Source organism: Paenibacillus sp. FSL P4-0338 (assembly GCF_038002365.1).
In the GTDB taxonomy this organism is placed as follows: domain Bacteria; phylum Bacillota; class Bacilli; order Paenibacillales; family Paenibacillaceae; genus Paenibacillus_AQ.
The window spans coordinates 612930-633697 of record NZ_JBBOCG010000002.1 but is presented as its reverse complement, the minus strand read 5'-3'; the positions used below and the strand labels follow the sequence as shown (position 1 = coordinate 633697).

14 protein-coding genes and 1 riboswitch are annotated in these 20768 nt (G+C 55.9%); of the genes, 7 read left to right on the top strand and 7 right to left on the bottom strand.

Going from position 1 to position 20768, the window contains the following annotated elements; translation table 11 throughout:
- Window positions 1-48 precede the first annotated feature (48 nt).
- Window positions 49-148, bottom strand: a riboswitch (purine riboswitch).
- Window positions 149-687: 539 nt separating this feature from the next.
- From rsgA to MKZ07_RS26785, 4 genes are all read left to right on the top strand, one after another.
- Window positions 688-1761, top strand: a complete 1074-nt coding sequence (gene rsgA, locus MKZ07_RS26800; RefSeq protein WP_341028616.1) for a ribosome small subunit-dependent GTPase A — start codon at window positions 688-690, stop codon at window positions 1759-1761.
- Entirely contained in the window at window positions 1758-2765 is a 1008-nt protein-coding gene (locus MKZ07_RS26795) for an aminoglycoside phosphotransferase family protein (RefSeq protein ID WP_341028614.1), read from the top strand. Before rsgA ends, MKZ07_RS26795 begins: the two co-directional genes overlap by 4 nt.
- A gap of 150 nt (window positions 2766-2915) precedes the next feature.
- Complete coding sequence (locus tag MKZ07_RS26790) at window positions 2916-3119, top strand: helix-turn-helix transcriptional regulator (RefSeq protein ID WP_036696905.1); 204 nt, start codon at window positions 2916-2918, stop codon at window positions 3117-3119.
- A complete protein-coding gene (locus MKZ07_RS26785; protein ID WP_341028613.1) occupies window positions 3109-3618 on the top strand; it encodes a DUF3278 domain-containing protein in 510 nt (169 codons plus the stop codon). The genes MKZ07_RS26790 and MKZ07_RS26785 overlap by 11 nt, the downstream gene beginning before the upstream one ends.
- A 134-nt stretch (window positions 3619-3752) precedes the next feature.
- On the opposite strand, the gene guaA is transcribed toward MKZ07_RS26785, so the two are convergent.
- From guaA to MKZ07_RS26765, 4 genes are all read right to left on the bottom strand, one after another.
- Window positions 3753-5291 carry a glutamine-hydrolyzing GMP synthase gene (gene guaA, locus MKZ07_RS26780; protein WP_036696906.1) on the bottom strand — a complete coding sequence of 513 codons (1539 nt, stop codon included), beginning with the start codon at window positions 5289-5291 and terminating at the stop codon, window positions 3753-3755.
- A gap of 593 nt (window positions 5292-5884) precedes the next feature.
- Window positions 5885-8311 carry a DUF4129 domain-containing transglutaminase family protein gene (locus tag MKZ07_RS26775; RefSeq protein WP_341028611.1) on the bottom strand — a complete coding sequence of 809 codons (2427 nt, stop codon included), beginning with the start codon at window positions 8309-8311 and terminating at the stop codon, window positions 5885-5887.
- The gene (locus tag MKZ07_RS26770) at window positions 8280-9821 is read right to left on the bottom strand and encodes a DUF58 domain-containing protein (RefSeq protein WP_156949727.1); all 1542 of its coding nucleotides are present in this window, start codon (window positions 9819-9821) and stop codon (window positions 8280-8282) included. Before MKZ07_RS26770 ends, MKZ07_RS26775 begins: the two co-directional genes overlap by 32 nt.
- Before the next feature lie 144 nt (window positions 9822-9965).
- Window positions 9966-11378, bottom strand: coding sequence for a polysaccharide deacetylase (locus MKZ07_RS26765; RefSeq protein ID WP_341028607.1), 1413 nt, complete (start codon window positions 11376-11378; stop codon window positions 9966-9968).
- A 108-nt stretch (window positions 11379-11486) separates the two neighbouring features.
- Between MKZ07_RS26765 and MKZ07_RS26760 the strand changes: the two genes are divergently transcribed.
- Both MKZ07_RS26760 and MKZ07_RS26755 read left to right on the top strand, forming a co-directional pair.
- Window positions 11487-12167, top strand: coding sequence for a DedA family protein (locus MKZ07_RS26760; protein ID WP_341028606.1), 681 nt, complete (start codon window positions 11487-11489; stop codon window positions 12165-12167).
- 37 nt (window positions 12168-12204) lie between these two features.
- Window positions 12205-13158, top strand: a complete 954-nt coding sequence (locus tag MKZ07_RS26755) for a helix-turn-helix transcriptional regulator (protein ID WP_036700087.1) — start codon at window positions 12205-12207, stop codon at window positions 13156-13158.
- A 331-nt stretch (window positions 13159-13489) separates the two neighbouring features.
- On the opposite strand, the gene MKZ07_RS26750 is transcribed toward MKZ07_RS26755, so the two are convergent.
- Window positions 13490-15022, bottom strand: a complete 1533-nt coding sequence (locus MKZ07_RS26750; protein WP_036700084.1) for a DHA2 family efflux MFS transporter permease subunit — start codon at window positions 15020-15022, stop codon at window positions 13490-13492.
- On the bottom strand, window positions 15019-15471 hold the full coding sequence (locus MKZ07_RS26745) for a MarR family winged helix-turn-helix transcriptional regulator (protein WP_036700082.1): 453 nt from the start codon (window positions 15469-15471) through the stop codon (window positions 15019-15021). Before MKZ07_RS26745 ends, MKZ07_RS26750 begins: the two co-directional genes overlap by 4 nt.
- Before the next feature lie 130 nt (window positions 15472-15601).
- Between MKZ07_RS26745 and MKZ07_RS26740 the strand changes: the two genes are divergently transcribed.
- The gene (locus MKZ07_RS26740) at window positions 15602-16288 is read left to right on the top strand and encodes a hypothetical protein (protein ID WP_036700080.1); all 687 of its coding nucleotides are present in this window, start codon (window positions 15602-15604) and stop codon (window positions 16286-16288) included.
- Between the two features lie 169 nt (window positions 16289-16457).
- On the opposite strand, the gene MKZ07_RS26735 is transcribed toward MKZ07_RS26740, so the two are convergent.
- A complete protein-coding gene (locus MKZ07_RS26735) occupies window positions 16458-20744 on the bottom strand; it encodes an acyl-CoA dehydratase activase-related protein (RefSeq protein ID WP_341028603.1) in 4287 nt (1428 codons plus the stop codon).
- Window positions 20745-20768: the final 24 nt, after the last annotated feature.

Genomic DNA, 20768 nt, shown 5'->3' with positions numbered 1-20768 from the left:
AAAGAGATCGCTGCCCGGAATCCCGGACAATCGCCGGTCATCCCAGAACAAGCTGCTCTTCTTAATCGTAGCCAGGTCATTACGGTGACCTCGTAGAGACTTCCGGGCCGATCCCCGGAATTATACGAATATATTTGCTGTAGCGCTTTATCATTTTAGGGGGAGATGACATGCCTTGTCAATGGCAAATACGAACATTTCCCGTCAGGTTTGCACAAATGTTCGTAAATTGAACATTTTTATGACAAATCCCGCTTGGTTCAGGGAGAATCCCCCAAACATTGCAGTATAAATGCGGATAGAACCGCACTAAATTAATTATAATTAAACTCTACATGGATTCGCACGCCAAAATATGTTAACCTGAATTTGCTTAGAAATAAGCAATCAATTTTCTTACAAGTTCCTTATCCGAAAGGGGATGTTTTAATTGGCTACTACTTATATGGTGGTTTCAGTTTAGAACTGCATAGCAGGCATACTTCTCACAAAAATCGGGCAAAGCCCCGTATTATTTGGTATGCCATCCCAAGTAACCTTTCGTGAATATTGCTGTTTGCGGGGTACGATGAAGGTCGTATCTTCTTTGCATCTTGATGCCGCAGATCAGCAGCTTCTTTAAGAGGCTGCTGTTCCGCGGCATTTTTGCGTCCACAAAACAACATCATAAGGAGCTAAACCTAAAACATGATTAATCTAAAAACCTATGGATATACAGAAATAGAGGAAATTCCTTCAGGGCTATTGCCCGGCAGAATTACAGAGCTCCGGCGGGAGCGCTTCACAGTAATCACAGAGCGGGGTGAGCTAACCGCTGTACTCAAAGGCACATTCTATCATAGTGCTGAATCGCGTGAAGACTTCCCTTGCGTGGGGGATTTCGTCCTGCTGCATCCGAATAGGAGCGGAGATTCGCTTATTGTTACGCTTCTCCCCCGCCGTTCCAAGTTCTCGCGGGCGAATTATTCCGGCCATGCCGCAGGCTATACCAAAACCATTCTGGAGCAGGTCGTGGCCGCCAACTTCGATTATGTCTTCATCCTGTCTTCCCTGAACTGGGATTTCAATGTCACCCGGATGATGCGGTACCTGACCCAGGCCAGACAGAGCGGCGGCCAGCCGGTCGTCATTCTGACCAAGGCTGATCTCACCGAAGACTACAGCCTACCGCTGGCAGAAGTCCGGCTGAGCATGCCGGATGTTCCGGTGCACGCCGTGTGCAGTCACAACGGTCTCGGTCTACATGAGCTTGATGCCTACCTCAAGCCAGGTTCAACTATCGTCTTCCTCGGCATGTCCGGGGTCGGCAAATCGTCGCTGCTTAATGCGCTGATGGAACAGGATGTCATGAAGGTTAGTTCGATCCGGGAGGAAGACAGCCGGGGACGGCATACGACGACCCACCGTCAGTTGTTCATGCTCCCCTCGGGAGCAATGGTGATCGATACCCCAGGGATGCGTGAACTAGGGCTGTTCGATGCCGACGAAGGCATCTCTGCAGGCTTCGCGGATGTAGAAGACTTGTTCACCAGATGCCGGTTCAGCGACTGCCGCCATGAGTCCGAGCCGGGCTGTGTGGTGCTCGCCGCACTGGCGGATGGTTCCCTGACGCATGAACGCTGGGAGCGCTACAAGGCCCAGCAGCAGGAGAACCGGTTCGTTCAGAATAGAACACACTATCTCAGGCACAAGGATGCCCAGAATCAGTCAGCTGCGATGCAGCGTAAGCAAATGAAGAAAAACGGAGGACGAAAAAAATGAAGATTCCAACTGAAGCGTTATATACTGCACTAAGTGCGCTTTTCAAAACAACGATTACATCTGCTGACTACCAGACGTTACAGCTACATGGCGGGACCTTGGGGGATGTGCAGCTGGTTACCGGAACAGCCGAAACGGCTGACGGAGAGCAGCTGCCGTACCGTATTGTGCTGAAAATCCAGAAGAAATGGGAACGTTACGATGATCCGCATTCCTGGCGGCGGGAATATGACCTCTACGCTTCGCCACTCGATGCAACCTTCACAGAATCCTTCCGCTGGCCGGTGTGTTATCATGCTGAGATGAATGAAGCCGGGGATGAAATGAGATTATGGCTGGAATATATGGATGGCATCTCAGGCCTGAACCTGACCGGTGATATGTATGAACAGGCGGCACTGGAGCTGGGACGCTATCAAGGCAAATTATACGCAGCGCAGCCTGAAGTGCTGCAGAGTCTGACCAACCTGAGCCATGCAGATCTCATGAAGAACACCTATCTGCATTACCGGTCCTGGCCGCTCGTCTACGACTATATCCGTTCGGAGGAATGCGACTTCCCGCAGCATATCCGGCAAATGCTCATCGACATCGACGAGCAGTCGGACGATATTTTTGCCCGGATTGAAAAATTGCCCCTTGTACTGTGCCACCGGGACTTCTGGGTAACCAACATCATCTATACTGGCGGGACCATCGCGCTGATCGATTGGGATACCTCGGGCTGGGGCTACCTCGGCGAGGACATCGCCAGCCTGATTGCGGATGAGGTGGATCTTGATCACATGATTGAATACTATCAGCGGTGTGTCCCTGCTTATTACCGGGGCTTCACGGAATATGCGGGAGAGATTGCCCCGCTTGCCGGCCACTGCGTCTACGAATTCATCCTGCTCGTGTTCGGATACAGGATGGTGGAGGGGTATCTTCATACGGATAGTGATGACAAGAAGACAGAGTGTCTGGCTACGCTGGAGAAGGTGTATGAATTGAAGAGCTTGTAGCAGTCCGCCTAAGCGGGAAGAACTCCAAACCCTAATATAGGGTTTTGGAGTTCTTTTTTGTCATATATAATCGACATATAAACTTATGGAGAGTACCATGAACATAGAGTTAGTCATATATATATGACTTTTTATCAAGGAGGAATCGATATGAACAGGGTTGCCGAATACAGAAAACGCTCCGGTTTGTCGCAGCTTGCCCTGTCGAAGGAGGTCGGAGTTGCCCGGCAGACGGTCAATCTGATTGAGAATGACAAGTATAATCCTTCATTGGATTTGTGCGTTAAGCTGGCCAAGGCCCTGAACTCTGATTTGAATACACTTTTCTGGGAGGTAAACAGTAATGCTGAGTAATATGGAGAAGAGAATGCTAAAGCCATTTGTTGGCTATATAGAGGAAAGGGATGAGTATCAGCGGGGAGAGATTCATCGTATTCTTGCCGGTGCCTGCATGCATGCCTTGTATCTGACGTCTGGTCTTATGCTCATCAGCTTAATTATGGATACCATACATCACACATTCACATTCGGAACTATGGCTCTCTTCATTGTGCAGCAGTTCGTAGCCTACTACATCCTTATCCGGCTCCGAAAAACCGGAGTTGCCGAAACGGAATATGATATAAATGCAGATTATGAAAAAACAATTAAAACATTGAAGAAAAAGTTTTTCTTAGCGGGTGCCCAATGGGGCTTCACTATGTTCGTCCTGATGGAGTTCCTATTCCCGGCGTTAGCTGGCGAGAAGATTGAAATCGGCCTGTTTAATATTCTGCTCTGGTGTACCGCAGGTGCCGCCTTTGGCATCATTACATACTTTCTTCAAAAAAGAAATATTAAAAAAATCGTTTAGAAATAAAAGCGGGAACAGCTTTGACGATCTTTTAAAGGACGGTACCGTTTCAGCGAGAAATAGAAGGATAAAAAAACTCTCTTCTATTGGCAGAAGCCTGCCGGTAGAAGAGAGTTTTTATTTTCAACCTATGTCTATTCCCATTCGATGGTTGCTGGCGGCTTCGAGGTAATGTCGTAGACGATACGGTTGACGTTATCGACTTCGTTGACGATGCGCACGGAGATTTTCTCCAGTACATCCCATGGGATACGTGCCCAGTCGGCGGTCATGCCATCGATGGAGGTTACGGCACGAATGCCTACGGTGTAGGAATAGGTGCGCTCGTCCCCCATTACGCCAACACTCTTCATGTTAGGGAGAGCAGTGAAATACTGCCAAATCTCACGGTCAAGACCCGCCTTAGCGATCTCTTCACGCAAAATATAGTCGGAGTCGCGGACGATCTGCAGCTTCTCTTCGGTCACTTCACCCAGCACACGAATCGCCAGACCCGGACCCGGGAAAGGCTGACGCCATACGATCGCATGCGGCATGCCCAGCTCTTCACCCAGCTTCCGGACTTCGTCCTTGAAGAGAGTGTTCAGCGGCTCGATCAGACTGAATTTCATATCTTCCGGCAGCCCGCCCACATTGTGGTGCGACTTGATCGTCTGCGCTGTAGCTGTACCGCTCTCTACGATGTCTGTATACAGTGTACCCTGGGCCAGGAACGCGAAGTCACCCAGCTTGGCCGATTCTTCGTCGAAGCAGTAGATGAACTCGTTGCCGATGATTTTACGCTTCTGTTCGGGATCGGACACACCGGCCAGCTTGCCGAGGAAGCGGTCACGGGCGTCGATTTTGACAACATGGATATCGAACTTGCCGACAAAAGTCTCCATGACGCTCTCCGCTTCACCTTTACGCAGAAGACCGTGGTCGATGAACATACAAGTCAGCTGATCGCCGATCGCACGGTGAATCAGCATCGCCACAACAGAGGAATCCACGCCGCCGCTGAGTGCGCACAGCACCTTCCGGTCGCCGACTTTATCACGGATGTCCTTAACAGCATCCTCAATGAACGACTCCATCGTCCATTTGCCCTCGCAGCCGCAGACCTCGTACAGGAAGTTCGAGATCATCTCATTCCCCTTCACGGAGTGGCGTACCTCAGGATGGAACTGAACGGCGAAGAATTTGCGTTCATCATTACTCATGGCTGCAATCGGCGCGCTCTCTGTACCGGCATCCAGCTTAAAGCCCTCCGGAAGCTCCACTACATGGTCCCCGTGGCTCATCCATACGGTCTGCTTGCTCTCAAGGCCCGCTGCAAGCACGGAGCTGGGTGCGAATTCCACATCTGCTTTGCCGTACTCACGCTTGGCGGAGCGTTCCACCTTGCCTCCCTGCTGCTGTGCCATCAGTTGCATCCCATAGCAGATCCCGAAGATCGGCAGCCCGAGCTCGTAAATCGCCGGGTCTACATGTGGTGCATTCTCCGCATAGACACTGCTTGGCCCGCCTGAGAATACAATCCCTTTGGGCGATAAAGCCTTAATCTTCTCCATCGGTGTATTGTACGGCAGAAGCTCGCTGTATACCCCCAGGTCACGAATTCTGCGCGCGATAAGCTGGTTATACTGTCCCCCGAAATCCAGAACAACGATCATTTCATTTGGCTTGTTCATTACTTGCCTCCCTTGATTATTGGATTCATTATACTCATGGTTAATTCTCAGCGTCAAGGAAATGGGGTCCCACTGCTTCAAGGTTTTGGGCTGGCTGTGGTTGGGATGGAGGGAATACCTGCACAGGGCAAAGGTAGCGGAAACAGGCTCGTGGCTATGACTGTATGGAATACCTGCAGATGAGCAAATGTCTGCCGATTCACCGCTGCCGGGAGCCGACACCAAGTTATAGGGATAAAGAGAAGAATTGTAGCCGTGGGCTGTCGGTGGATAGTGTCTGGCATGGGGAGCGTGGATTTAAATATGGTCGGTTTTTCGATTACATTTGGCCCTCGTGCCCGCGCAACGCCAACTGTGGTCGGTTTTTCGATTACATTTGGCCCTCGTGCCCGCGCAACGCCGAATGTAGTCGGTTTTTCGATTACATTTGCTCCTCGTGCCCACGCAGCGCCGAATGTAGTCGGTTTTTCAATTACATTTGGTCCTCGTGCCCATGCAGCGCCGAATGTAGTCGGTTTTTCGATTACATTTGGAGCGGCAAGCTTAGCCGTCACAAAGACGTCCGCTGCAAATGCAGGGACGCCGCTTCTGGATCAGGTTAGATGGAAGGTGATCATCAGGCACCGGGCCATGAAAGCCTCTTCGTCCTTGGCATCGGCAGCATTGGGTGGCGACGAGGGCGACATAGGCGCGGAAGGCGTAGAGGGGGCGGCGTCTCCAGAGGAGCCCGACGCCGGCAAGGGCACGCCGCCTCCGGCGCCGCCATACGCCAGGGTCTCCCACTGGCGTACAAACCCCCGGACGGCGGCGCGCAGCCGCCCGTCCTCGATAGCCAGGGAGTCTGCATACTCCCTGGCGGTAACCCCGGGCAGCGGCGGCCCATACCGCGCCGCCAGCCCATACCAGGCCAGAGCGGCGGCGCGCAGCTGCCGCTCACGGCCAAGCCTGCCGGCGCGGCGCACGGCCGGCAGCAGGGCCAGGCTGCGCCGCCAGCGGAGGGCGGCAGCCAGCACCAGCGCCGCCAGCGCGAGCGGCGCACGGTCCGGGCCGCCCGCCTGCGGCAGGGCGGCAGTGAGCGCGTCCGCGTGCAGCGCAGCGGAGCGGCGGGTGTCCGGCAGCGCGGAGGCCGCAGCCGGGTCCGTAGCAGCCGCGCCGAGGGCAGCGGCGGCAGCGGCGGAGGGCGTGGGGTCGAAGGGGACCCAGCCCGCGCCGGGGAAATAGACCTCGACCCAGGCGTGGGCATCGCCGCCGGTCACGCTGTAGCGCTGCGGCACAGAGCCGGGCACGGCGGTTCCCGGGCCGTAGCCCTGGACGTACCGCGCCGGAATGCCGCTGCTGCGCAGCAGGACCGTCATCGCAGTGGCAAAATGCACACAATAGCCCTGACGGGTCCCGAACAGAAAATCATCGGTGAAATCGGCACCGGACGGCGGCACACGGGTCTTCAGCGAATAGGTGTAGCCGTCCTGAAGATAGCCGGCTATAGCTACGGCGGCATCGTAACGGCTCGCCGCAGCAGTGGTAAGATCGCCGGCCAGTGCACGTACTCTGGGCGGCAGAGCAGCGGGGAGCTGCAAATACTGGCTGCGGACCCCGTCAGGATCACTCCCCTTCAGCTTCCGCAGCGCTGCCGGATCACTTGGCGGCAGAACAGACTTGACGGTATACTCCGTAACCCCTGCGGAGCCGTAGACTTCCGGCAGGCGGAAGCTGAGCCTGTCAGGGCTAGTCAGCACGTAACCCAGCTGGCTTCCGTCTGTAAGCCGGATGTTCTGTACGTCTGTTATCGCGCCTGCGCTGAACAGCGGCACACCTCCGGTGGAAGGCGAAGCGAGCTGAATCCGCTGGATAAATGTCTGGCCCCCGGCGGATGAAGCATTCGCCAGAGCGGGCACCGCCCCGGATAGGCGGGGCAGATTCAGCGCTGAATACGCGGCTCCGCTCCTGATCCAGCGGCGGCCGTCATAATACGCCATGCTCTCCCCCCGCGAGTAGTAGGGACGGGACGCAGTGACCGTGAAGGCCGCCTCCGTGCTGGGTGTCAAGGGCATGCCAAGCTCTCTGTCCTCCATACTGTAGCCGGTGCTGCCGGTGCCGGGTACGCCTGTCTCCTCCGGCCTTTGCGCCGCAGCCCAGTGCTCCAGCTTGTCCAGCACCGGCTGCAGTGTAACCGGGGCAGCCGGGCGTGCGCCCAGCCCTTGCCCGGCTATCCAGGCGGCCAGCGTTACCAGCACAGCCGCCGATAACGCCCCGGCTCCCCAGCGGGCGTAAGGAAGAACCTGCCTTCCTGTCCGTTCTTGCAGGTGGAGCAGTCCGCTGAAGGCCCGCAGCCACAGGATCAGTCCCGCCATCACCAGGACATCCCCGGAAGTATTAACGGCATAGCCCATATCCAGCACCAGCAGATACACCAGCGTTACACCGGTGAACAACGCAATACTTCCCCTGTACAGCGCGAGTTGCTGGACAGAGGACACCAGCAGTCCCCAGCCCAGAACCAGAATCAGCAGTCTGCTGTCCTCGCTTAAGGCGGAGATCCGGCCGGAGAACAGCAGTAGGGCATCCTGTCCGCTTTTCTCCATGGCATAGACCTTCAGCCACCCGCCCCCGCCTCCCGCAGCAGCACAGAGGCCATACCAGGTCATGAAGATTAGCAGAAACTGACCGCTTGCCTGTACAAGACGGGGCAACAGCAGACAGCCCCATGCGAGAAGTGCTGCTGCAGAGAGCATCAGGAGCCGCAGGAGCTGTGTATGGTCCGCTGCCGCAGACAATCTGTAGAGCGGCAGCAGCCACAGACCAAAGACGCCCATAATTGCCAAAGAGAACAGGCCGCGATAATACAGGGGGCTGTCCTCTCTTTTACCTGCGGTGCTGTTCTCTGCAAGTTCTGATTCCTGTATCCCTGCCGCTGTAAACATGATGCTTCCGTAGCAGCGCTGCCTGCTGTGGGTTGAGCCCTTCGGACTGGCGCCATCCGCACTCACTCTAGCAGGAGGTGGAGTTATCCGGGAATCCATCAGGCTCCGCCCCCTTGTACCCTTGTGCAGGAGCAGCATTGCTCAGACAGTGAATCCTCGCTCCAAGCCGCATTAGACTTCCTGCAATCGTATCCGAGGCAGGCAGTCTGCTGTCCCCGTACACCGCGGGATCATGCCCCGATGTTGCCCAGTCCTCCGGTGCCAGCCTGCCGCTGCTGGACAGCTCCGGCATTGTACCCGCTGCTCTGGCGGGACTCCGTACAGGATTACCGGGAGTCCGGCTCGGAGAAGGCTGGTCCCAGACATAATACAGTTCCACCCTGATTCCCTGAACCAGGAAGCGGGCCAGCGTTCTCGCCGACTCCTCCTCCAGCCGGCCGGTAATGACGGATACCGTCATCCCGGGGATCCAGCTCTGTGACGCATCCTCCAGCAGTCTGCTGAGACACTGTGAACCGGAGGGAGCAATCTCTGTAAGCAGATCCCGGACCCTCCCGGGAATCTGGCCCAGCCCCTCATGCCTAGCCATCCCTTCCGGCCAGCCGCCGCTGAAGAGCTGGATGTAGCTGCCGGAGCGCTCGGCAGAGAGCAGCAGCCCCATAGTAGCCGATACCGCCTGTTCAAAGGCCGGGATCACCGACCTCCGCTGGCTGCGGGGAACATGCGCACCACCGGGAATCTCATAATCCGCCGGACTGCTCGCAAGCACGATGCAGGTCATCTGCCCCGCTTCACGTTCCGGCACTCTGCTCTGCAGATTGCCTTTACGGGCGCTGCTCTTCCAGTGAATCCGGCTGAACGGATCACCCGGTGCATAATCACGGATATCCGCTGCTTGCGGGCTGCTATGGTTCCCCCGCCCGGATGCACGGTCTCCGGAAAGCAAGCCGGTATCCGGCACTGCTGCGCCCATATATAGAGCTCTTGGCAGCACCTTGAAGCCCGCCTTGCCGCCCGGCTGGCAGCCGCCTGTGAACAGCCCCGGCAGATCTCCCCAGGTTACACTGCACCCATGAAGCTGATGCACGCCTCTTGGGACAGACAGCAGCTCATACGAATATTTGAAGGAGCGCCGGAAGCCGGGAAACAGCAGCTCCTGATGGCTGCCCCCACTCCAATAATCTGTAACAATCATCCAGGGCAGCGGGATTCTGGCGTTAAAAGAAATCTGAACCTCCACAATAGCGTCATCCCCCGCAGACAGACGCGCAGGAGCAATCGTGCGCTGGACACTAACTCTCCGGGGACCGCAGAGCTGCATCAGCAGGCCGCCGGACATAACCACTCCGCCAGCTGTCAGCAGCAGCAGGAGCGATTCTCCGCCGCGCCACATATACAGCCCTCCGGTAACCGCCATCAGGAGCAGCATTCGCCCCCACTCCTTGGCTGCGCGGCGGATGCGCTTCCGGGGGAACCCTGCAATCTCTGCATTCCCGTACCTGCCCAGCTGTGAATATACCTGTGATTTCGGATCTGTCAATGATGATGAGGACAAGGAGGACACCCTTCCATGGTCATAGACTAGCCCCCTGACAGCCCGTGGTTTCACTGGCTATACCGCTTGCTGAGGCCTGTTGCTATCTATTCTTTCCACGAAAAAGGATGCCCAGACATTCAGCAGCCGCTTTTCCCCGCTAGCTCTCCCTGTTCTCTGCTCTCCTTGCCGTTCCCTCCTCCCAACCGGATATCCGCCTTAAGCTGCGGTGACCCTGCGCTCCTCTGCATTTACAAAGGCTTCCGCACCCGGATGACCTGCCGCCTCCAGCAGCATACGCAGGGGTACCCAGAGGGAGGAGCCTTGGAGCTGTACCTGTGCCGCCTTGTACTCTGCTGTACCGTCCGGCCAGTGAATGCCCACCTCCTGCCTTTGTGAGTCTAACGTCATGCTGCGGCCGTTCCAGCTTACAGCTGCGCTGCGGGTAGCCACATCCCAGCCGACCCGTCCGCCCAGCCGTTCCACGGTGGCGCGTAGCGGAACATAGTACTGCCCGTCCTGTAGACGGTACTCTCCGGGCTTTAGCTTGGTTTCCATCCCGCCAATCTCAAGCGCAAGCGCCTTGCCTGGTGCAAACAACTCCGCATTCGGGGCAATATTGACCGATATCCAATCCTGTGACGGTTTGCCCCGATGAAGGGAGGCTGCCTTGGAAGACACCCTGAACTGTACGGGATCACTCTGCGCATCCAGAACACCGAATCCATAACCGGCTGCTCTGTAGCGTTCAATGATGGCGGGCAGCGCCTTGGCGCTCTGTTCATGGCCCGATCCGTCATGCAGCAGCAATACCACACTGGAAGAGGTCAAGTCAGCCACAGAAGCCTCTACAATCTCCGCAGCGGGCACTCCCCGGCGGCGGGAATCCCCGCTGTCCACAGTCCAGTCCATCACCCCGTAGCCTGCCTGCTTCAGCAGATTGAAATATGTACTGTCGAAATGGCCGAACGTGCCGCCCGGCGCACGGACCAGCTGCGGACGGACGCCTGTGATCTCACGTACCGTTTCCTCCGTCTGTTTGATTTGGCGCCAGAACTCCTTGAAGCCGCTATATAAATCATGATAGTTATGATTATAGGTATGGTTGCCGATAGCATGCCCTTGCTCCCAGATGGCCTTGATCAGCTCGGGACGGCCTGCGGCCTGATCCCCCAGCACGAAGAAGGTCGCCTTAACCCCCTGCTCCTGCAATATGCTAAGTACCTTGGGAGTAACTGCGCTTGGACCGTCGTCAAAAGTCAGATAGACCACCTTCTCCTTGCGGTGTCCCGCTGCCGGAGCAGCTTTTCCCGCAGCAGCGGATACTTGAGCAGGACGCTCCGCACCTGCTTTAGGGGCTGAACCGCCCGAAATGTGCAGCTGCCGTAATTCTGCGGTTGTCATTCTGGCCGCTGCCGGGCGCAAATCTTGCACCGGGACAGCCGGAGCATTATTCTTAGAGAGTAGAGGTAACGTACTGCCTGCTTCAGCCTGTAGGGAGTACTTACTCCGCGAACCGGAAGAATTCCCCTGCCCTCCATAAGCTGACACACCCAGACTTAGCACAACAGCAATAACAAGCAACCCGCAGATCATGATGCGGCGGATAGGATTTTCCCGGTTGTTCTTCATCTTCTCTACCTCCAGCATTCTATTGGCGCCTCCGCACCATTTGGTAGATTGTATGAAGACAAGCTTCAGAATAGAATTGGCGCGCAGCCTTTGGAGAGTGAAGAATTTATGGATATGCTGAAATGGATACAGGAATTGTTTGCGAGCTATGGATATAGCGTATTGTTCTTCGGGCTTTTGCTCGAATTTATCGCCCTGCCTTTTCCCGGGGAGACCACGATGGCCTTCGCAGGATTTCTCTCTTTCACGGGGAGGCTGGATTTCTTCACACTGGTGATCGTAGCCTTCTTAGGGACTACAATCGGGATGACCATCACTTATTTCATCGGACTGAAGGCCGGTCTGCCCTTTATCCAGCGGTACGGCAAATGGTTCATGTTCTCTCCCGCCAAGCTGGAAAAGACACAGCGCTGGTTCGAGAAATACGGCAGCGTGCTGATTTCCATCGGCTATTTCATCCCCGGCGTCCGACACTTCACCGGCTATTTTGCCGGGATTATCGCCCTGCCCTTCCGTAAATTCGCTATGTATGCCTATGGGGGCGCAATATTCTGGGTAGTGTTATTCCTCGGAATCGGCAAAATCTTCGGCCCGCAGTGGATGGGCATCTTCCACCTGATCGAATCCTACGCCCTTTGGATTGCGGTAGGTGTGCTGGCCATCGCCGCGCTGATTGCCCTCTACCGTTACCGGGCTGCCATTTCTCTCCGGCTGCGCCGGCGCAAGCCAGTGGCTACGCTTGAACCCAAGGTCCAAGTGAAGGTTAAAGAAACCTCCAAGACCCGTTAATCCACACCTTACCTAACGCCTGAAAGAAGGTTTTCCTGTGAAAATAGACCGTCTGCTCTCCATTGTCATTCTGCTGCTCAACCGGCCGCTGATTCAGGCCAAGGAGCTGGCCGATATGTTCGAGGTCTCCGTGCGTACGATTTACCGCGATATAGACAGCATTAACAGCGCAGGCATCCCTGTGGTCACCTATCAGGGATCAGGGGGCGGCATCGGCCTCATGCAGGGCTACCGGCTGGACCGCAACGTGTTATCGGAACGCGAGCTGGCCGATATTTTCAACGCGCTGCAAAGCGCCTCTTCCATCGGAGGAGGAGGCCATCAGCTATTGATGGAGAAAATCAGCAGTGTCGTCCCTCCCTCCCAGATCGCCGCCTTCCGCAGCCAAACCACCCGGATGATTGTCGATTTCTCCCCCTGGGAGCTGACAGGCCCGCTGGAGGAGCGGCTGAGCCTTCTTAAAGAAGCCTTGGAGAAAGAGGTTACGGTCACTTTTGAATACATAACTGCCGAAGGCAGGGTAAGTCTGCGTACGGTCGAGCCGTATACGCTGGTTCTCAAGGGACCGTTCTGGTACTTATACGGGTTCTGCCAGGACCGTCAGGATTTCCGCCTCTTCAAGCTGCTGCGGATGAAAGCGCTGGTGAAGGAGAACAGGCACTATATCCGCCAGGATATCCCGCTTACAGAATTGCCGTGGAGTAGTAGCTGGAAGGAACCGCAGAATCTCACGCCGGTCAAGCTGCGTTTCGCGCCGGAAGGCAAGCATCTCGCAGAGGAATACTTCGACTGTGAGACGCTCCAGCGGGATGATACCGGCGGATACACCCTAACGCTCCAGTACCCTGAGAATGACTGGCTATACGGCTTCCTGCTAAGCTTCGGGACCGTCCTGGAGGTGCTTGGACCGGAGCATGTCCGCCGCAGATTAGGCGAGGTGGCCCGCGGCGTCGCGGCGGCATATTCAGCAGATCTGGCGGAGACGCAATAACCGCCATGCCCGCATTCAAGCATGTACAATCTTTCTCCATCCGCATCCGAACCTGAATCCATGTTGTCAGGTTTGCCGGTATATACTCTAAGGGAGAAGCTGGTTATGGGCTGGATGGCTGGGAGGTGCAGGGCAGCGGGGCAGTTCTGCATCCTCTCCAGACGCAGGAAAGACGATCCGCTATAACCGTTAACGGTTATAGCGGATCGTCTTTTTTAAAATATAAGAATTTATCTGTTTCACACGATAAATCATCCTTCTATTTCTCGCTGAAACGGTACCGTCCCTTAAAAGGACGGTAAAGCCGTTTCCACTTGTACTGTAAACAGGATTATGCTCTCTGTGATTTCGTCAGGTTCGGCTGCGGCTGTCCGCCTTCCGCTTCTTCCGTCTTCAGGAAGTCGGGCTGCGGAGAGGTCTTGCGGATGAACAGCGCCAGCACCAGGGCAACAACAGTTACCCAGGTCGCTACAGCGAACGCATGGGTAATCCCATTAATCGTTGCGTCCTGTGTAAGCTTGAGCATTGCAGCCTTATCGGTCTTCGACACCGCTCCGCTTACCAGCGCATCGGTAATGTTGCTCTTCGTACGGTTAGTCATCAGGCTGACGAACAGGGCCATCCCCAGTGCGCCGCCCACGGTACGCAGGGTGTTGGACATGGCTGTACCATGGGAAGCCAGACGCTGCGGCAGCTGGTTCAGACCAGCGGTGACGATAGGCATCATCAGCATCGACATCCCGAACATCCGGGCCGTATACGTCAGGATCAGGTGAGTATAGGTGGTAGTGGTGCTGATCTGGCTGAATTCCCAGGTCGTCACAGTGGTGATAGCAAGGCCGATAACCGCCAGCCATCTGGCGCCGATTTTATCAAATATAATTCCGGTGATCGGTGACATAACGCCCATCAGAATCGCACCCGGCAGCAGCATCAGTCCGGATTCCATCGGTGTGAAGCCTCGGATCGTCTGCAGATAGATCGGCAGCAGGATCATCCCTGCATACATAGCCATGGTGACGATAATGTTGATCACAGTAGTAAGTGAGAACATATTGTAGCGGAAAATCCGGAACTCAAGCAGCGGCTTATCCGCGGTCAGCTCACGCCACACGAACAGCCCCAGAGACACGATACCCAGGATCAGACAAAGAATAACGGTCTTACTTCCCCAGCCGTCTGTTCCGGCGTCACTGAAGCCGTAGAGCAGCCCGCCGAAGCCCAGGGTTGATAAGATCACACCCGGTTTATCCAGCTTCGGAGAAGTCAGCTTGCCGACATTCTGCATAGTCTTCATGCCGAGCAGCATCGAGAAGATGGCCAGCGGAAGCACGATGTAGAACAGCACGCGCCAGGAATAGTTCTGCACGACCCAACCGGATAAGGTAGGTCCGACAGCCGGAGCAAAAATCATCGCAACCGCCATCAGCCCCATTGCCTTGCCCCGTTCTTCAATCGGGAAGATGCGCAGGAACACAATGTTCATCAGCGGCATCAGAATTCCGGCACCCACGGCCTGAATGACTCTGCCGACCATAATCATCTCAAAGCCTGTTCCTATTGCACAGACTAGAGTACCTATCGAAAATAACATCATTGCTGTCGTAAAGAGCTGGCGGGTCGTAAATTTCTCCACCAGATAGGCGCTTATCGGCACAAGCACACCGTTAACCAGCATGAACCCTGTCGTCAGCCATTGCGCCGTATTGGCGAGGATATTCAGATCCTCCATCATTTTGGGCAGCGCCACATTCATCAGTGTCTGATTCAATAACGCCACGAAGGCGCCGATCAGGAGCGCTGCGATAATCGGGCCTCTGCGGACCGTCTTGGACGGTGCATTACCGGCTGTAATTGTACTCATAGCTTCTTGTTGTCTCTCCCTTGTTCTAGAATTCGGATAATTTCACCATGCAGCCGCAGCAGCTCCTGTACATCCTCCGCAGGAATATTTGCCATTGGCTGCAAATGTCTTCGGAGTGACTGTCTGCTGAGCAGACGGATCTCCTTGCCTTTCTCAGTCATCGCCAGCTTGAATATTCGTCTGTCGCTCTGCGAGCGTTCCCTGGTAATCAGTCCGGCCTTCACCATCCGGTCCACCACCCCGCTGGCTGCGCTGTTGCCCAGATGCAGAAGATCGGCCAGCTCCGTGATCCCGATATCGGGATGCAAGGATAATTTACGCAATACCATCAGCTGGGTAGATGTGATGTTAAGCTCCTCTGCATCCTTCCACAGAAGCTGCTGGAAATTATGAGTAATGCAGCGGAAAGAGGACAGAATATCGTCCAGTTGCTTTTCCTTTTCTTCCAAGCCTTATCCCTCCACAAACATAATGCACAATAATACTTCGCATGCGAACTATTTTACAATTTACCTATTTATCCGTCAATGATTTTCTTGCAGAAATTTTCTGAAAAATTACGGAAAGCGAGGATTAAACATGAATACAGAACAACGAAATCACTGGAACAGGCAGCATAAAATTTTGCCCGGGATCATCACCAAGCCGGAGGCGCATACTGAAGCAGTCGCTATCATTCTGGAGCTGCATACCGCCCTCTACGCCTCTGAAGAAAACAGCGGGGAACAGGCAACCTATGAGGATTCCTTATGGGACAATCTGCTGGAGTCCACCGCGCGCAGCTATCCTGTGGAGACACCCGGCAGCCGTAATTCTATAGTCTGGCATCTGTGGCACAGTGCACGGATTGAGGATATCACCATGAACATCCTGGGGGCGGACCGTGAACAGGTGCTATACTCCGGTCAGTATGCCCGGAGGCTGGGGGTTCCTTACGTTCATTCCGGCAACGGGATGAGCGAACAGGATGTTGCTACACTCAGCAGAGAGGTGAATCTTGGAGCGCTGGCTGAGTACCGTCGCGCTGTCGCCCGCAGAACACGTTCCATCGTATCCTCTCTACAGCCGGGACAGCTCGGGATGAGGGCAACTCCGGCGCAGTTCGAGAGAGTCCGGGAAGAGAAGGCCGTACTGGACACCGAGCAGTGGCTGCTGGATTATTGGGGTGGCAAGACCTTTGCCGGGCAGGTGCTGATGCCGGCCACCCGGCATAACTTCGTCCATCTGAACAAAGCGATGCGGGTGAAGCAGAAGCTGCAGAAGTGAATCCGGGGTATTCGGAGGATTTGGCCCACGTGCTCCGCGCCTGCTCCATGTGGCCGGTTCTCCGCACACATGGGAGTTGAGCCCTGGAATTCAAAAAAAAAGCGGACCGGAGTTTCCTCCGGTCCGCTCTTCATTTACTCAACCGCTGCTTATTCGCAGGCGGCTTGCTCTATCCTTGGCAGCCCACACCTCCGGCCATGACAGGCACCAGCTGTGCCAGATCGTCCGCTGACGGCTGGGTACCGGCAGTAAGGCCGCTGGCAATCGACATCATCAGCTTGATCCGGTTGGCCTGGTTGACCACACTGACTCCGGCATCATAATCAATGGCGACGATGTTCGCACCAGGATATAGCTCCTTAAGCCCCTTAATCATCCCGCGCCCGGTAATGTGATTGGGCAAGCAGGCAAACGGCTGAATGCAAGCAATATTGTTCACACCGTTATCCAGCAGATCCATCATCTCCGCCGTCAGGAACCAACCTTCGCCCATCTGGTTGCCAACCGACACGAGGCGGCTTGCCTTCTCGGCCAGACCGTAGATGTTCTCCCGGCCTTTGGATAGTCCAGCCTGCTCCAGTGCTACCTTGACCGGCTTGCGGTAGATTTCAAGATAGGAGATCAGCATGGGATTGATATAGCCCAGCCGCTTGCTTTTGCCGAATTGCTCGGCCTTATAGATCGGATTGTAGACACAATAGAAAATGAAGTCCAGGAAATCAGGCATCACGGCCTCTCCGCCCTCGGCCTCAATCATGTCGATGATATGGTTGTTGGCATCCGGATGGAATTTGATTAGAATCTCCCCGACAATGCCCACCTTGGGCTTCTCTACCAGGATGACCGGCAGCCGCGAGAATCCGGCAACAATCTCACGGGTCAGCCGCTTATATTCGCGGAACGAGAAGTTTGACAGACTGCCCTTGCAGCGGTCCATTCCCTCGCGGAATAAGGCCTCTGCGCTTCCCGGTACTGCTTCATACGGTCTGAAGCGGTGCAAGAGACGCATCATCAGATCCCCGTAGCAGGCTGCGGCGATCAGACGGTTCGCCAGCTTCAGGCTGATGCGGAAGCCCGGCTGGTTCTCCATCCCGGAAGCATTCAGGGAGATGACCGGGATCTGCCCCAGATCAGCATCCTTCAGCGCCTTGCGCAGCAGGGAGATATAGTTGGTCGCCCGGCATCCGCCTCCAGTCTGCGACATAATCACAGCAGTCCGGTCCGGGTCGTAATCGCCGCTCTTCAGTGCCGACAGCATCTGCCCAATCGTGACAATCGCCGGATAACAGGCATCATTGTTGACGTACCGTAGGCCTTCCTCCGTCTCCTGCGGACCAGTCGATTCCAGAATTTTCAGCCGGTAGCCCGCATCCTGGAAGACCCGTTCGAACAGCTCGAAATGAATCGGTGACATCTGCGGGGCAAGGATGGTATAGCTATCCTTCATTTCTTTGGTGAACGGCACATTGACTTGCGGCTTGTAGAGCAGCTGCGGCTTAACCTCGCCTCTCTCGCGCTCACGCATCGCGGCCTGGAGCGAACGCAGGCGAATCCGCGCGGCTCCGAGATTGCTGATCTCATCGATTTTGATAAGCGTGTAGACCTTGTTGTGACGCTCCATAATCTCCTGAACCGCATCGCAGGTGATCGCATCGATCCCGCAGCCGAAGGAGGTAAGCTGGACCAGCTCCAGATCATTTCTTCCCGCCGCCAGCCGGGCTGCACGGTACATCCGTGCATGGTAGGTCCACTGGTTCACTACGCCAACGTCCCCTTCACTGTGGTCCAGATGGCAGATCGAATCCTCGGTCAGCACCGCAAGTCCCATACCCGTAATCATATCGGCAATCCCGTGGTTGATCTCAGGGTCGGCATGATACGGATGCCCGCAGAGCAGAATTCCCTTCGTGCCTGTCTCCGTGAGGAAGACCAGCGTCTCCTCGCCCTTGGTACGCACATCGTTCTTCGCCTGTTCCGCTTCCGCCAGTCCCGCCTGGACAGCAGCCGCAATCTCCTCCTTAGGCACCTCGGCGAAGGTTCGCGCCAGCACCCGGGTCAGCGCCGGAATATCGTCGAAGGTCAGGAACGGGCTGACCAGCGGAACCCCCTGCTCCTTCAGGCCGTCCATATTATTACGGATCACCTCGGGGTAGGAGGCAACCACCGGGCAGTTGAAGTGATTCTGCGCCGCATCATCCTCCTTCTTCTCATACACCACCGCCGGGTAAAAGATGAAATCCACGCCCTGGCCGATCAGCTGCTGCACATGCCCGTGAGCCATTTTGGCCGGATAGCAGATGGATTCCGAAGGAATGGTATCCATTCCGCTCTCATACAGCTTCTTACTGGACTTCGGAGACAGCACGGTCCGGTAGCGCAGCGAGGTGAAAAAAGTATGCCAGAACGGGTAATTCTCGAACATATTCATGGTGCGCGGAAGACCAACCGTCCCCCGGATCGCCGCCACCTCAGGCAGGCCCTCGTAGGCGAAGAACCGCTCATATTTATATTGCATCAGATTCGGCAGCGTATTCTTCTCTTTCTTGCCGCCTGCGCCGCGTTCACAGCGGTTCCCCGTCACATGGAAGCTCTTGTCCGGGAACCGGCTGATAGTCAGCGCACAGTTGTTGGCACAGCGGCTGCAGCGGCCTGGAGCGACGGAATACTGGAAGCTCTCCAGCTCCTCCGGTCCGAGAATTGTGCTGATTCCTTCCAGCGCAGCTTGTTCTCTGGCAATCAGCGCGCAGCCGTAAGCACCCATCACACCGGCGATATCGGGTCTGACTACCGTTCTTCCCGTCAGCAGCTCAAAAGCCCGCAGGACAGCCTCATTATAGAAGGTCCCGCCCTGAACAATGATATTCCGGCCCAGATCTTCAGGATTACGGATCTTGATCACCTTTTGCAGCGCATTCTTCACCACGGAATAAGCAAGCCCCGCCGAGAGATCAGCAAGTGTCGCCCCCTCCTTCTGGACCTGCTTCACCTTGGAATTCATGAACACGGTACAACGCGAGCCGAGATTCACCGGCCCCTTCGATTCGAGCGCAGCAGCGGCGAATTCCTCTATGCCAAGCTCCAGCGCGGAAGCGAAGCTCTCCAGGAAGGAGCCGCAGCCCGCCGAGCAGGCTTCATTAAGCATCAGGCTGTCGATGGCTCCCCCGCGGATCTTGATGCACTTCATGTCCTGGCCGCCGATATCGAGGATGAAGTCGACCTCCGGCATGAACCGGGAGGCTGCCTTGTAGTGGGCCACCGTCTCTACTTCCCCGCCGTCCATCCGTAGCGCTGCCTTGACCAGACCCTCGCCATAACCGGTTGCGTAAGCTCCCGCAATGTAGCAGCCAGAGGGCAGAATTCGGTAGAGCTCCTTCAGCGCGTCCGTAACCGACTGCAGCGGATTGCCTCCATTGCTCCCGTAGAAGGTATGCAAAATCTCATCCGCCGCTCCGGTAACCACCAGCTTTGTCGTGGTCGAGCCGGCATCAATGCCGAGATAGACCGGCCCCTGGTAAGCAGCCAGCGCGGAGCGCGGTGCTGTAGCCTGACTGTGACGGAGTCTGAACTGCGCCAGATCCTCCGGCGCTCTGAACAGCGGCGCCAGCTCTGCATCCTCCGCGCGGTCCTGTGAGAAGTCTACCGCCATGATCCGCGCAATCCAGCCGCTCAGCGGCAGGAACACGGGATCTGACTCGGCAAGCGCTGAACCGATGGCGACGAAGTATTGCGAGTGCTCGGGGAACAGCACCTCGTCCTCCTTCAACCCCAGCGTCTCCGTGAACCGGTCCCGCAGAGCGGACAGGAAGGTCAAAGGTCCCCCGAGAAAAGCAACACGCCCACGGATTGGCCGTCCGCAGGCCAATCCGCTAATTGTCTGGTTCACGATGCTCTGGAAGATCGAGGCCGCCACATCCTCGCGCCGCGCCCCTTCATTCAGCAGCGGCTGCACATCGCTCTTGGCGAATACCCCGCAGCGCGAAGCGATGGGATAGATCCGCTCATGCTTCACCGCGAGCGCATTCAGCCCGGCAGGGTCCGTCTGCAGCAGAGAGGCCATCTGATCGATGAATGCCCCTGTACCGCCTGCACAGGCTGTGTTCATCCGCTGCTCAATGCCGCCGCTGAGATAGATGATTTTGGCATCCTCTCCACCCAGCTCAATCGCGGTATCACATTCTGGAATCCGTCCGCTGATCGCCCTCGTGCAGGCAATGACCTCCTGGACAAACGGAATCTCCCCTAGCTTAGACAGGGATAACCCGGAGGAGCCGCTTACGGTGAGCGCTGCTTCACTGCCGGGGAACCTCTGCTGAACCTCTGAGAGCAGGGTGACCGCCGCCTTTTTTATATCACTGAAATGACGCACATAATCCTGATATATAATGATATCCCGCTGCATAACTACCAATTTGGCCGTAGTTGATCCGACGTCAAGCCCAATACGCAGTCTCTTCATGCCATCCCCCATACCTTGCTCCAA